Below are 14,618 nucleotides of genomic sequence, written 5' to 3' on the forward strand. Positions count from 1 at the left end.
GATGGCGTCTCCTGGGTTCAGCTGCGTTCGGCCAGTGCGTCGGCGAGGATGCACAGCAGCTCGAACATCATGGTCGCGCCCACCAGCGCGGTGGCGCCGCCGAGGTCGAACGGCGGCGAAACCTCCACCACATCGGCGCCCACCAGGTTCAGGCCGCGCAGGCCACGGATCAGGTGCTGGGCGTCCAGGGTGGTCATGCCGCCGATTTCCGGGGTGCCGGTGCCGGGGGCGAAGGCCGGGTCGAGCACATCCACGTCGAAGGTAATGTAGGTCGGCTCATCACCCACTACCCGGCGCACCTCGGCCAGGGTCCCGGCGACGCCGAGGTCGTGGAACTCCTCCATATGAATCACGCGGATCCCGCATTCCTCGGCGAAGGCTTCGTCCTCGGCGGAATAGATCGAGCCGCGAATACCGATTTGCACGGTGCGGTGCGGGTCCAGCAGACCTTCTTCGATCGCCCGCCGAAACGGCGTGCCGTGGGTGTAGGGGTTATTGCCAAAATAGCGGTCGTTGGTGTCCGAGTGCGCATCGAAATGCACCATGCCGATGGGCCGATGACGGGCCAGTGCGCGGAAGATCGGCAGCGTCACCAGATGGTCGCCGCCCACCGACAGCGGCACCACGCCGGCCTGATGCAATTTGCTGAAAAAGCCCTCGATCTGTTTCAACGAATCCAGCAGGTCGATCGGGTTGACCGGCGCATCGCCCAGATCGCCGACCCGCACCAGGTCATACGGCGCGATCCGGCTCACGTGGTGCACCTTGCGCATCAGGCTCGACATATTGCGCACCTCCCGGGGCCCGTGCCGGGCGCCGGCCCGGTTGGTGGTGCCGCCATCCCAGGGCACGCCGACCAGCCCGATGCGCACCTGCGCCGGGTCCTCGAAGGCCGGCAGGCGCATGAACGTCGGGATCCCGGCGAAGCGTGGGACCAGGGCTGCATCGATCGGTTGAGGGTTATCAGTACTCATCGCAAGTCTCCGCATCGGCCGCAGCAAAGGGCCGACATCGTTGGTGTTGTCGTTCGGGAGGGCAGGGTAAAAGACAGCGCGCGGGGTAATGCCAGTCAGGTAAACCTCTTGGGGCCCTTCGCGAGCAAGCTCGCTCCTACAAAAACGACGCGCCTGTAGGAGCGAGCTTGCTCGCGAAGGGCCGCAAGAGGTTTGACTGACAGGCATTAGCGCGGGGCGGCCTGTCAGCAAGCCGCGTTTATGGAACGCGGTCTCGGCGAGAGCAGTGCATGGCATCAGACCTTTGTTGTTGTTTTTGGATTGCCTGGGGCCAGAGTAAGAACAGACGAGGCGGGGATAAATCCCGGATTGCGCAAGTCGGGTTTTGCAAAAGGTTAAGTGTGGGTTTCTTTGGTGTAGGTATTTTCTTAAATTTCGTGGGAATTATCCCAAACGTTCTGAGGTGGGTGGCATGTATATGTGGAATGGATCATTGTAGGTCGGAATTTGTTCCCAAGCAGGGTGGGATTGCTTGGTTATCGATTGAAAGGGAATTCGGTTTGCTTGAGGATGGCAGTTAATGACTTGGCCTGACTGAGGCTGCGAATTCCTGTCCTGCTCATACTTGCTTGGCATTTGCTGTAGTGGCAAGTGTCTGGAGGAATCATGGCGTCAAGTAGTTTTCAGAATGAAGTGCCCAAGGCTCGGGTCAATATAAAGCTGGATCTGCACACCGGTGGTGCTCAGAAGAAAGTAGAACTTCCACTCAAATTGATGGTGATGGGCGACTACAGCAATGGCAAAGAGCAGCGCTCGTTGTCTGAACGTGCCAAGGTCAATATCAATAAAAACAATTTTGATAGCGTGTTGGCGGAGTTCTCTCCCGGTCTCAAGTTGGCGGTTGACAACGCGTTGCTCAATGATGGAACCGATACCGCTGTCGAGTTGCAATTTCAGCGCATGAAAGACTTTGAACCCGAGCAAGTGGCGCGGCAAATACCGCAGTTGCGTGCCCTGTTGGCTATGCGCAACCTGCTGCGCGACCTCAAGTCGAATCTGCTGGACAACGCGACCTTTCGCCATGAATTGGAACGCATCCTCAAGGATGATGCGCTAAGCGCTGAATTGAGAGCCGAATTGACCGCTCTGACGCCACAAGGCGATCGCTAACCCTTTCGTATCGGTTTGATTTACGGGAAGTCTCATCATGTCTTTAGAACACTCGTCCGAGCAATCGAGCGGCGCTGCTGTGTTGTCCGAAAACAGCCAGGGCGTATACAGCGCCTTGTTCGATAAAATCAATCTTAGTCCGGTTGCAGCGCTGGCTGATATTGATGCGTTTCAGAATCCGGAAGTATTGTCAGAAGTTTCTGCTGATGAGCGGGTCACTGCCTCGGTTAGCGTATTCATGGATCTGCTCAAACAGTCGGCGAGGAAGGTCGATCGCCTGGATAGAGCCCTGCTGGATGAGCACATTGCTTCGCTGGATGCGCAAATCAGCCGACAACTCGATATGGTCATGCACCACCCGGACTTTCAGCGCGTCGAGTCAACCTGGCGTGGCGTGAAGTCGTTGATCGACCAAACCGATTTTCGCCAGAACGTCAAAATCGAGTTGCTGGATATCAGTAAAGAACATCTGGTGCAGGACTTCGACGACGCGCCGGAAATTGCCCAGAGCGGGCTGTATCTGCATACCTATACCCAGGAATATGACACGCCGGGAGGGGAGCCGATTGCTGCTGCTGTCTCCAATTACGAGTTTGACTGCAGTCCGCAGGATGTCGCCTTGTTGCGCAATGTTTCGAAAGTTGCGGCTGCAGCGCATATGCCATTCATTGGCTCGGTCGGTCCGGAGTTTTTCGGCAAGACGACCATGGAAGAAGTTGCTGCCATTAAAGATATTGGCAACTATCTGGATCGTGCGGAATACATTAAGTGGAATAGCTTCACTGAAAGTGACGACGCTCGTTACGTCGGCTTGATGATGCCGCGGGTGTTGGGGCGACTGCCCTATGGGCCCGACACGACCCCCGTGCGCAGTTTCAATTATGTTGAGAGTGTGAAAGGGCCTGATCATGAAAAATATTTGTGGGTCAGCGCCGCATTTGCGTTTGCCGCCAATATGGTCAAAAGCTTTATTGCCAACGGATGGTGTGTGCAGATACGTGGGCCTCAATCCGGTGGCGCCGTCACCGATCTGCCCATCCATTTGTATGACCTTGGTACCGGGAATCAGGTCAAGATCCCTTCGGAAATCATGATTCCGGAAACACGCGAGTTTGAATTTGCCAACCTCGGTTTCATTCCCCTGTCGTATTACAAAAACCGTGATTACGCCTGCTTTTTCTCGGCGAACTCGGCCCAGAAGCCCGCACTGTATGACACCGCTGATGCAACGGCCAACAGCCGCATCAATGCGCGTTTGCCCTACATTTTTCTGCTGTCACGCATCGCCCATTACCTCAAGTTGATCCAGCGCGAAAACATTGGCACGACTAAAGACCGGCGTTTGCTGGAACTGGAGTTGAATAAATGGATCGGCGGGTTGGTCACCGAAATGACTGATCCGGGTGACGATCTTCAGGCATCGCACCCTTTGCGTGACGGCAAAGTGATCGTGGAAGACATTGACGACAACCCAGGCTTCTTCCGAGTGAAGTTGTATGCCGTTCCGCACTTTCAGGTTGAAGGTATGGACGTCAACTTGTCGCTTGTTTCGCAAATGCCCAAGGCCAAGGCCTGAGTCAATCTCCAGGGAAGCGTTGTCATGAAAATCGACCGCCCTCTATGGGCCGCGGGAGCATTATTGTCTCCGCAGCAGTTCCAGCAGCAGGCTCGTTGGGAGGCGTGGACCAACCACTGCGTTTCCCACCTGTCACTGGTGCATCCCTGGGGGGTGCAGTCTGCCGCGTTCGACCTGGACGCGTTGCGTCTTGGCAAGCTCAAGGCGACCAGTCTGCGGCTGTGTCTGCCGGATGGCACGTTGATCGATACTGACCGGGTCGATCGTCTTCCTGCTGCGGTGGACCTGGCTCGGCTGCTGTCCGATGACCGGTCTGACGCTACGTTACTGCTGGCGTTGCCGCTGGAACAGGCCAATGGCGGCAACTGTCTGTTCGATGGCGACAGGGTCGAGCGACCGACGCGCTATCGCCAAGCCTGGAACGAAGTGCAGGACGTTTACGCAGATGAGGTGCAATCGATCGGCGTGCTTGAGCACGTGCTGACGTTACGCCTGGCCGATGACGAAAACGCCGATTACATGACGTGTCCTGTCGCTCGTCTAGTGCGTGATGTACAGGGTATCTGGAGTCTGGACCCTGCCTATGTTCCGCCGTTGCTCAGCTTTGCTGCGCATCCGGGACTGGTCACGCAACTGGACAATCTGTTGACCCAGTTGTCTGCCAAGCGCCAGCGCCTGATGGGCATGCGCAGGGAGAGCAACCAGCGCATGGCGGACTTCGCCGTCGCCGATGTTTCGTTGTTCTGGTTGCTCAATGCCTTGAATACCTACCAGCCTGTGCTCGCGGACCTCAAGCTCCATCCCGCGCGACATCCCGAGCAGGTCTATCAGGATCTGATCAGATTGGCCGGCAGCCTGCTGACGTTCTCCCTGGACCATGACATGGACCAGATTCCTGCCTATCGCCACGACCAACTCGAGTTGGTGTTCGCACCCTTGATGCGCACCATTGCCACGTTGCTCGAGGCGAGCTTGCCATCGCGGGTCATTGCCCTGGAGCTGGAAGAGCGAGGCGCCAACCGTTGGCAAGTCACCCTCGGTGATGCGCGATTGCGCGAACCTGATGGGGCCGACTTTTACCTGTCGGTACGCTGCCGCCTCCCCGCAGCCCAGATACAGAGTCAGTTCCCTCGCTTGTGCAAGGTTGGGGCGCCGGACGATGTCAATCATCTGGTCAATGCTGCGCTTGACGGTGTTCCCCTGCAGTCGCTTAGCCATGTACCGGCGGCAATACCGCTGCGCCTGGAGAACCAGTACTTCGCCCTCGACCTCACTCATGCCAAGGCACGAACCATGCTCGCCGAAGGTGTCTGTGCTTTCTACGTTCCCAGCACGCTGGTCGACGTGAAGCTCGAACTGTTTGCGGTGCTGCGCACATGAACAAATCGAACACAACGACCCCGACTGTGGTGAACGTCGATGCGTTATTGCAAGACAGCTACCTGTTGGTAGTCGAACTTCGACAGGGGGGCTTTACCCAGAACGGTCAAGCGTTGGGACAGCTTTGTGAGACTCAGATCGAGCATGTGCGCGAAGGCCTCAAGGCGGCCGGCCTGGATCAGCGCAGCATCGACTACATCAGTCATGCGCAGTGCGCGTTGCTTGATGAAACCGTGCTCAGTTGCGCCCAAGGCGATATCCACGCGGGCTGGGCCAGTGAGCCCTTGCAGGCAAAGTTTTTCAGTCGGCATCAGGCCGGCGAGTTCTTGTATGAAGACATGCGCGCCGTGCTTCGTGAGCCGGCGCCGGACTTGTCGGTGCTGACGGTGTTTCAGCGGGTACTGATGCTTGGTTTCAAGGGACGCTATCGCGATGTTGACGACCCTGAACGCGAGCACCTGCTGGCCGCTCTCAATGCTCTGGTCCCACCCCTCGGGATTGGTCACTCGCTGGCAACGCAGGTTGTTGGTGGTCGTCGTTGGAGTGCCCTGGCTGGATTGCGGTCATCGTTGCTTCACGTTGTTGCAGCGGTCTTGTTGGTTGTTGGTGTCTGGTGGGGGCTCGACCACATGCTGGACGATGCAGTTGCCACGCTCTTGCCTGGTCAGGCGTGAGGGCCTCATGACGCACAAACAGACTCGAGTTCTCTTGTTGTGGGCGAGCGCGCTGGCGCTGGTCTTGCTCACCATTGTTCCGCTTGCTGTCGGACCGCGTCTGGTCGTTGTCGCGGCAGTCCTGGTTATCGTCGCGCGGGCCTGGAGGCAAGCGAAGCGAGGTGCCCCGCAGCAGGATGAGTTGTCGGATCTGGCTGGCAGCGCTTCCTTGCCGCCCGCGAACTACCAGCAGCCAGTGGTCATGGTCTGCGGTGATGGTCTGATCGACCTGTTTGGTCCGGTTCCCGTTGAGCAGCTTGCCCTGCGCGTCACGGAGCAGGGGTGCTATGTACGTGTGCCAACCCCCGAGCGGCTGCAGTCGATAATTGCCAGTATCAAGGTCGTTCGTCCGGAGTGGGGCGCGCAGCTCAGTGTCATGTTGGTATTCAATCCCGAAGAACATGCTGACAACGCGGTATTGGTGAATCAGATACGTGCTATTGCAGATCAGGTAGCCATGGTTCGTCAGCGCGGCATAGCGCTGCCGCTGCTGATGGTGAGCTATCTGCAGGCTTCGCAAGGTTGCGGGTCCTGGTTCAGTTGGGAGGCCGGCCAGACCCACCCGAGGGTGCGCGGTTCCGAAGGCTGCTTGAGTCTGGCCGATTGGCAGCTCCAGGCCGCGGACTCTGCTGCTTACGCCGCGCGACTGCAAGCCTGCGTACAACTGGACAGCGCCGCGGCCTGGTTGGGCGAAGCGGTCATGCCTCACCTTGTCGCTTCGCGGTTTCGCGAGTCTGGCAGCCCGGTTGCCTGGGCTATTTCCCTTGTTCCAGCGCTGGCTCAACGTACCGAGGGTAATCTCAGGCAGCAGTGGTTGAGAGACAAGATCGCTCTGACCGGGACCGAAGCCGTTTCACCTGGGCTTGCCTTGCCGTTTCCAGATGCCGTCTTGCACGTGTTCCCCCTCTCTGCGCCACGCTCCCAAGGGCAGCGCACACGCTTGACAGGGCTGTGGTTGTTCGTGGTCGCCAGTCTGATCGCGTTGACCAGTTCAGCCTGGCAAAACACTTTGCTGATACGCCAGGTCAGTGACGACCTGCGGCGCTACATGTCACCGGCAATGAACGTGGAGCGCCCTGCGTTCGTGTTGCAGGAAGAGGCGCTGGCGGTGCTTCGTCAGGACGCGTCCCGGCTGGACCTCTACTACCGACATGGCGCGCCGTGGTCACTCGGCCTGGGGCTGTATCGCGGTGAGCGTGTGCGCTTGCCGTTGCTGGCAACCATCGCCAGTCACCGCCAACCACCGGTGGCTCCCGTGCCCGCCGCACCATCGAAGTCTGTGCGTCTTGACAGCCTTTCCCTGTTCAGCACGGGGAGTGCGCAGCTCAAGCCGGACTCCACCAAGGTACTGATCAATGCGCTGGTCGATATCAAGGCACAGCCAGGCTGGCTGATTGTTATTTCCGGGCATACCGACGCCACTGGCAGCGCAGAACACAACCTGCAGTTGTCCCGGGCCCGCGCCGCGGCGGTGCACGACTGGATGCTACGCATGGGCGGCATTCCTGATAGCTGTTTTGCGGTGCAAGGCTTTGGTGCCAGCCAGCCGATTGCCAGTAATGACACCGAGCACGGGCGCTCGGCCAACCGTCGCGTCGAAATTCGTCTGGTGCCGGAAGCGGGGGCATGTATGCCTTCCATTGCCGAATCAGACCTGCAACCCCTGTCGCACTCCGCGGCATTCATTTTCTGAGAAAAGGAGCTTCACATGGCTATTCCAATTTACCTGTGGCTGCAAGATGACGGCGGCGCAGAAATCAAAGGTTCGGTGGATGTGCAGAACCGCGTCGGCAGTATCGAGGTGGTCGCCCAGGACCACAGTCTGTACATCCCCACCGACAACAACACCGGCAAGCTGACCGGTACGCGGGTACACACCCCGTTCTTGTTCAGCAAGGAAATCGATGCTTCCAGCCCCTACCTCTACAAGGCGGTGACTACCGGTCAGACCCTCAAGAGCGCTGAGTTCAAGTGGTATCGCATTGACGATGCCGGTCAGGAAGTCGAGTACTTCGTGACCAAACTGGAAAACGTAAAAGTCGTGAAGGTTGCGCCGAAAATGCACGACGTCAAGGACCCGTCCAGAGAGAAGCACAACCACCTGGAGCAGGTCGAACTGCGCTACGAGAAGGTCACCTGGACCTACAAGGACGGCAACATCATCCACTCCGACTCCTGGAGCGAACGCCAGAGCGCTTGATGCTGCGGGCCGGCAGGCAGGTTGATGCCTGCCGGTTTCCGGTGTGCTGGGTTGAGCGTCCGTACGCGGGCGCTCAGCCAAACACATCGACGTTTCCTTCGGCGTGCTCGCCGACGACATGCTGAGAATTCAGAACAAGGACGCCTCCTATGGCACAGAACCCCACTCGCCTGCTTCGCCGCCTCAATCCTTTTTGCGCTCAGGCGCTGACAGCGGCGGCCTCACTGTGCCAAACGCGCGCCCATGGAGAAATTACGGTCGAGCACTGGCTGCTCAAGCTGCTGGGGCAGGGGCAGGGCGACCTGGCATTGATCGCGCGTCGCTATGAGTGGGATATGGACGCGCTCTGGCAGGGATTGCTTGATTACCTCGATACCCTTGCGCGCAGTGTCCATGGCAAACCTCAGCTCAGTGGCAAGTTGCAGCAATTGATCACCAACGCCTGGCTGCTGGCTTCGATGGATGAGCACAGCGAAAGCCTGCGCTCAGTGCATTTGCTGGGGGCGCTCCTGGAGACGCCCGCTCTCGTCGATTGCGAGGCCGCGTGGCCACTGTTCAGCCTCAGCCAGACACAGTTGCGCCAACTGATCACACTACTGGACCAGGATTCCGAAGAGCGGCCACAGGCACGGCAGGACATGGCGCTGCCATCGCCGACGTCACTCGTTGCGGGCGACACAACCGCCACGACCGCCATCAATGACCAGGCCTTGCGAGCGGTGCTGGATAAATTTACCCAGGATGTCACCGCCAAAGCCGCGGCAGGGCAGATCGATCCTGTGTTTGGCCGTGACGATGAGATCCGTCAGGTCATCGATATCCTCAGCCGTCGGCGCAAGAACAACCCGATCCTGGTCGGTGATCCCGGGGTAGGCAAAACCGCATTGGTCGAAGGGCTGGCCTTGCGCATCGTTCAGGGTGAGGTCCCGGACAGTCTCAAACCGGTGTGCGTGCGTACCCTTGACCTTGGGCTGCTGCAAGCGGGGGCAGGGGTCAAGGGGGAGTTCGAGCAACGGCTGAAAGACGTCATTGATGCCGTGCAGCAGTCGACAACCCCGGTGCTGTTGTTCATTGATGAAGCCCATACCCTGATCGGTGCTGGCAACCAGGCGGGTGGCGCGGATGCCGCGAACCTGCTCAAGCCGGCCCTGGCCCGTGGTGAATTGCGCACCATCGCGGCAACCACCTGGAGCGAATACAAACAGTACTTCGAGCGCGATGCAGCGCTGGAACGCCGCTTTCAGATAGTCAAGGTCGATGAGCCGGACGATGCCAACGCCAGCCTCATGCTGCGCGGCCTTAAGGATCGTTATGCCAGTCACCATGGCGTGCATATCCAGGACACGGCCGTGCAGGCCGCAGTCAGTTTGTCACGCCGCTACCTGACGGGTAGGCGCCTGCCGGACAAGGCCGTCGACCTGCTCGACACGGCCAGTGCCCGGGTACGCATGAGCCTGGACTGCGAGCCCCAGGCATTGGTCCGTCTCAAGTCGTCGCAGGCGGCTTTACTGCTGGAGCGCCAGTCACTGGAAGAAGACGCGCAACTCGGCTGTTACTCGTCTGAACGTCTGGCGGCAATCGCCACCCATCGAGACGAGCTTGCTGCGCAGCAGATCGAATTGGAGAGCCAGTACCGGCAAGAACTCGACCTGACGCAGGCGTTGCTTGATGCCCGTCAGGCTGAGCCGCCACAGAGGGAGCTGTGTGCGCGACTGCAGGAACGCTTGCGCGAAGCCCAGGGCAACCAGCCGCTGCTTTCGCTGGATGTTGATGCTCGCAGCGTGGCAGAAGTGATCGCCGACTGGACTGGGGTACCGCTGGCAAGCCTGCTCAAGGATGAACAGGTCAGCCTGCTGACGCTGGAGCAGCAACTGGCAGCGCGAGTGATCGGACAAGATCAGGCGTTGGCCGCACTTGCACAACGCCTGCGCGCCGCCAGGACCGGCTTGACGGACGACAAGGCGCCGCTGGGAGTCTTCCTGTTGGTGGGCACCAGTGGTGTTGGCAAAACCGAAACGGCGTTGGCCCTGGCGGACAGCTTGTTCGGTGGCGAGAAGTCGCTGATCACCCTCAACCTGTCGGAGTATCAGGAAGCCCATACCGTCAGCCAGCTCAAAGGCTCGCCTCCGGGGTATGTCGGTTATGGTCAGGGTGGTGTGCTCACCGAAGCCGTGCGTCAGCGGCCTTATAGCGTGGTGTTGCTCGACGAGGTGGAAAAAGCCCATCGCGACGTGCTCAACCTGTTCTATCAGGTCTTTGATCGCGGCTTCATGCGTGATGGTGAAGGGCGCGAAATCGACTTCCGCAACACGGTCATCCTCATGACCTCCAACCTGGGGAGTGACGTGCTCCAGTGCAGCCTGGACGAGCGACCGGACCTCCCGGACAGTGCATTGCAGGAACTGCTGCGGCCCATCCTGCGCGAGCATTTTCAGCCGGCCTTGCTGGCACGTTTTCAGACCCTGGTGTACCGCCCCCTGGGCGCTGATGCGCTCAGGCGCATCGTCGCGATCAAACTGGCCCAGGTCGGCAAACGGCTTCAACGCCACTACGGTCTCGATTGCGTGATTGATCCGGCCCTGTACGACGCCCTGGTTGTCGCCTGCCTGTTGCCAGATACCGGCGCGCGCAATATCGACAGCCTGCTCAACCAGCAGATTTTGCCGGTACTCAGCCAGCAACTGCTGCAACGTCAGGCCACGCAGCAGAAAACCCGGGCCGTGACCCTGGGCTACAGCGATGCTGATGGCATCAGCCTGCACTTTGTGGACGCACAGGATGCGTTCCAGCCCGCGACCACGGAGGCCTGATCATGCTCGGAGAACTACGCACTTTTTTCGACCACAGCCGCCACAAGCTCAGCGTTCACCGGCTTGACGCAGCGCTCGAAGTCCTCGCGTTCGAAGGCAAGGAGGCACTGAGCAAGCCCTACCACTACCGCGTGGAATTCACCTCTACCGACCTTGATATTGCCGCCGAGAAAATGCTCGGCCGCGACGCCAGCTTCAGCCTGATCAGCGCGCCGCAAAAGCCGCTTTTCCGGGGCATGAGCGTGCCCCCGGTCAAACCGCTACGCACGCTGTACGGCGTGGTTACCAGCTTCAATCGCCTGTCCGGCTCGAACGACGAGGCGCGCTACGAAATCACGCTTGAACCGCGTCTGGCCTTGCTCGGTCGGGGCAAGCAGTACCGCATCTACCAGCACCAGTCGGTGCCGGAAATCGTCGAAGCCATCCTGCGCAGCCGCCACGACTGCGAGGGGCAGGACTTTCTCTTCAAGGTGGTGCGCGAGTACCCGCGACGCGAGCAGGTCATGCAATACGGTGAAAGCGACCTGGCGTTCATCACCCGCCTGCTGGCCGAGGTCGGTATCTGGTACCGCATCACCGCCGACGATCGCCTGCAGCTCGACGTTGTCGAGTTCCATGACGACCAGCGCCATTACCAGTTCGACGTCGAATTGCCCTATCGCCCGCAATCGGGCCTGAGCAGCAGCGAGCAAGACGCTGTGTGGAAGTTGCAGACCCACCATGCAGTGGTGGAGCAGCGGGTCAGCATACGCGCCTACGATCACCGCAATGTCGGCATCCATCTGGACGGTGAAATCGACCAGACCCGTGGCGCGAAGACCACCTACGGCGAGGGCTACCACTACGCCGAACCCTACACAGAACTCGGCGATGCCATTGACCAGGCCGAAGACCTGCTCAGCGAAAGCGGTCATTTTTTCGCGCGCCTGCGCCACGAACGCTACCTCAACAACCACACCCGACTTAGCGGTGTCACCAGCAGCGCGGCCCTGGCCCCGGGGCAAGTGCTGGAAATCTCCGGCGGGGCTCCCGCCGCCTTCGCTCCGGGAGCGGTCATCACCCAACTGAAAACCGAGGCCGCACGCGACCGCAGCTTTGAAGCCATCTTCGAGGCCATTCCCTACTCGCTAAGCGTGTGCTTCCGCCCACCGCTGCATCCCAAACCTTGCATGGCCGGCACTATTCCGGCGCGGGTGACCAGCTACAAGGAAAACGATCGTTACGGCCATATCGATATCGAAGGTCGCTACCGGGTCAATTTCCTGTTCGATCGCGACACCTGGAAACTCGGCCAGGAAAGCCTGTGGCTGCGTCTGGCCCGGCCTTACGCCGGTAACAAACATGGCCTGCATTTACCGCTGATTTGCGGCACCGAAGTGGCGGTGGCCTTCGAGCAAGGCGACCCGGACCGCCCCTACATCGCCCATGCCCTGCACGACAACCGGCACCCGGATCACGTCACCCTGCGCAACCACAAACGCAACGTCCTGCGCACCCCGGCCAACAACAAACTGCGCATGGACGACACGCGAGGGGAGGAGCACGTCAAGCTCAGTACCGAGCACAGCGGCAAGAGCCAGTTGAACCTTGGGCATCTGGTGGATGCGCAGCGGCAGAAACGCGGGGAAGGATTCGAATTACGCACCGATGGTTGGGGCGCATTGCGGGCGGGCAAGGGTCTGTTCATCAGTGCGGATACGCAGGCCAAGGCGCAAGGGCCAGTGCTGGAGATGGGCGACGCCCTCGCGCAGATCGAACGGGCCCGGCAGCAGGTCGACGACTGGCGCACCCTCAGCGCCGCCCACCATAGCCTTCAGGCGGGCATGGAAAACCTCCAGCAGCTTCAGGACAGTGCCACGCAACTGACTGACCCGGCGATCCTGCTCAGCGCCCCCAAAGGCATCGCCGCCGTGACCCCGGCCAGCCTGCTGCTGCAAAGCGGTGAAAGCGCCTACCTGCAAAGCGCAGGGGAGATCAACCTGGCCACGGCCAAGCGCCTGTTCGCTCATGCCGAAAACAGCATCTCGCTGCTGGCCCGCCAGGAAGGCATGCGCCTGGTGTCCGGCAAGGGCCCGCTGGCCATCGAATCCCACGGCGACCTGCTCAACCTGATTGCCCAGCGCGACATCAACGTGCAGGCAGTGCAGGGGCATGTGCAGATCACCGCGAAGAACGGCATCACCCTTGGTTGCGGCGGCGCCAGCCTGCGCCTGACGCCGGAAGGCGAGATTCATATCAAGTCGCCGGGGCTGATCAGCTTCAACGGACAGCACCGCTTCAGACCGCCCAGTGGCGAGAGCTTCGAGCTGGCGACGCTGCCGACTTCGGAGTTGCCAGGGGCGGTGTGCGAGGCGTGCGTGAAAAAGGCCCAGGCCGCTGCGCGCGGCTTTATGGCCAGGGAGGGCGCAGCATGAACATCGCCAATCCCGAGCAATGGCTTGACCTGCTGGAAGCGGGTTGCGCGCAAGTTGCCAGCACTCATCTCGACCTGCTGATCGACCAGGCCAATTGCCAGGCACCGCTGCTGGCCGGCATCCAGCAATTCGAACCGGCAATGCCCTGGCGGATGCTGTTCGACGCCTTGCCGGAATCGGGGGCGGCGCACTTGGGGCCACTGCTGGTGAGGATTGATCTGCACCAGCCGCTGCAGCGCCTCTGGCTGGAAGAATTGATCCACGAACTCGGCGATCAGTCGCGCCTGCTGGCGCTGGTCTCGCGGTGGCCATTCGAGCGGCTCGGTACCTACCTCAGCCAATGCCTTGAAGTGCTCAACGGTGGTCGTGGCGGCGTGTTGCGCTACTACGATCCGCGCCTGTTTCCGCTGCTATTCAGCCATGTCCTCGATCCCGACCAGCAACGGCAATTGCTCTGCCCGGCGGTGTTCTGGAGCTGGCTCGATCTTGATGGCCAGCCCCGCCACCAGACCGGGACGGCGGCGCCCGCCGAAGGCTTTTACCACTTTCAAACCATCGAGCTGAGCGACAGGCAACTCGACCGCCTTTGCTGCGCCAGCGATACCTGGGTTGCCCTCAGCGAACTGGCTGCCGGGTTGCCGACGCAGTGGGGGGCGGAGCAACGCTTCCAGGCTTGCTATGCCGCGATGCTGGAAGCCGATGAGGCCGGATTGATGGTGGACACGCAACGGCAAGCCTTCGTGCTTGACCGGATTCATGCCGGATAAGGAGAACCTGTGATGCGCAACATGAGCACGATTTCAATATTGCTGGCCCTGTGCGGTGGGGCTGCCGTTCTTGCACCGCCCTTGGCCCAGGCCGGGATCATCGAGGGGGTTAACCATACCCATTGGGCGATCAACAAGTTCAGCGTTGACGGGCGTTCCGGGCTGGACACCATCGGGCCATGGCAGGGCGGTGGAGGTGGTCACTACAGTGTGTCCGGGAAGTGGCAACCCGGGATGACAGTGCGTGTTGATTGGGAAACAGGCATCGCATTTTCAGATGATGTTCCTGGATTTGCAGATTGGCCCAAGTACCTGGAGTGGAGGGAGCGGGTCAACTCCCAAAAGCGCCAACACACCCAACAAGTCCCCATCCCCGACTACACCGGCCAGCCCACCTGCGGCCTGACCGTGCATTTCCTGCCATGTGACGAAATCCAGGTCACCACCTCCTGCCATCGCTATGGCAGCCCTGAGTACCCGATCAAAACCCCGTTGAAACTCCCGAAGCCGCAGTCATGCCCTGTGACCGGAGATTCATCCACGGGAGACGCTTCATGATGAGTTTCTTCGTTCAAGCAAGGCGCATTGTCATTTGTGGATTAGCTGGCGCGTTGTTTATCCCTGCTGCTCAGGCG

The 14,618-nt window shown here is 60.1% G+C and carries 11 protein-coding genes; 10 read left to right on the forward strand and 1 reads right to left on the reverse strand.

Going from position 1 to position 14,618, the window contains the following annotated elements; all coding sequences use genetic code 11:
- Window positions 1–17: 17 nt before the first annotated feature.
- On the reverse strand, window positions 18–974 hold the full coding sequence (speB, locus tag DM374_RS29080; RefSeq protein ID WP_110973008.1) for an agmatinase: 957 nt from the start codon (window positions 972–974) through the stop codon (window positions 18–20).
- Between the two features lie 645 nt (window positions 975–1,619).
- On the opposite strand from speB, the gene tssB reads away from it, so the two are divergent.
- From tssB to DM374_RS29130, 10 genes are all read left to right on the forward strand, one after another.
- Complete coding sequence (tssB, locus tag DM374_RS29085) at window positions 1,620–2,123, forward strand: type VI secretion system contractile sheath small subunit (protein ID WP_110973009.1); 504 nt, start codon at window positions 1,620–1,622, stop codon at window positions 2,121–2,123.
- A 37-nt stretch (window positions 2,124–2,160) separates the two neighbouring features.
- Window positions 2,161–3,699, forward strand: coding sequence for a type VI secretion system contractile sheath large subunit (gene tssC / locus DM374_RS29090; protein ID WP_110973010.1), 1,539 nt, complete (start codon window positions 2,161–2,163; stop codon window positions 3,697–3,699).
- Between the two features lie 24 nt (window positions 3,700–3,723).
- The gene (gene tssK / locus DM374_RS29095) at window positions 3,724–5,079 is read left to right on the forward strand and encodes a type VI secretion system baseplate subunit TssK (RefSeq protein WP_110973011.1); all 1,356 of its coding nucleotides are present in this window, start codon (window positions 3,724–3,726) and stop codon (window positions 5,077–5,079) included.
- Complete coding sequence (gene tssL, locus DM374_RS29100; RefSeq protein WP_110973012.1) at window positions 5,076–5,753, forward strand: type VI secretion system protein TssL, short form; 678 nt, start codon at window positions 5,076–5,078, stop codon at window positions 5,751–5,753. Before tssK ends, tssL begins: the two co-directional genes overlap by 4 nt.
- Before the next feature lie 7 nt (window positions 5,754–5,760).
- Window positions 5,761–7,485: an OmpA family protein gene (locus DM374_RS29105; protein ID WP_110973013.1), complete on the forward strand. Its 1,725-nt coding sequence runs from the start codon at window positions 5,761–5,763 to the stop codon at window positions 7,483–7,485.
- 15 nt (window positions 7,486–7,500) lie between these two features.
- Window positions 7,501–7,992: an Hcp family type VI secretion system effector gene (locus tag DM374_RS29110; protein WP_110973014.1), complete on the forward strand. Its 492-nt coding sequence runs from the start codon at window positions 7,501–7,503 to the stop codon at window positions 7,990–7,992.
- 149 nt (window positions 7,993–8,141) lie between these two features.
- Window positions 8,142–10,802, forward strand: coding sequence for a type VI secretion system ATPase TssH (tssH, locus tag DM374_RS29115; protein ID WP_110973015.1), 2,661 nt, complete (start codon window positions 8,142–8,144; stop codon window positions 10,800–10,802).
- 2 nt (window positions 10,803–10,804) lie between these two features.
- On the forward strand, window positions 10,805–13,216 hold the full coding sequence (locus tag DM374_RS29120; protein ID WP_110973016.1) for a type VI secretion system Vgr family protein: 2,412 nt from the start codon (window positions 10,805–10,807) through the stop codon (window positions 13,214–13,216).
- Entirely contained in the window at window positions 13,213–13,983 is a 771-nt protein-coding gene (locus tag DM374_RS29125) for a DUF4123 domain-containing protein (protein WP_110973017.1), read from the forward strand. The genes DM374_RS29120 and DM374_RS29125 overlap by 4 nt, the downstream gene beginning before the upstream one ends.
- Window positions 13,984–14,004: 21 nt before the next feature.
- Window positions 14,005–14,541 carry a DUF3304 domain-containing protein gene (locus tag DM374_RS29130; RefSeq protein WP_110973018.1) on the forward strand — a complete coding sequence of 179 codons (537 nt, stop codon included), beginning with the start codon at window positions 14,005–14,007 and terminating at the stop codon, window positions 14,539–14,541.
- The last annotated feature ends 77 nt before the right edge of the window (window positions 14,542–14,618 follow it).

The organism is Pseudomonas huaxiensis (assembly GCF_003231275.1).
In the GTDB taxonomy this organism is placed as follows: domain Bacteria; phylum Pseudomonadota; class Gammaproteobacteria; order Pseudomonadales; family Pseudomonadaceae; genus Aquipseudomonas; species Aquipseudomonas huaxiensis.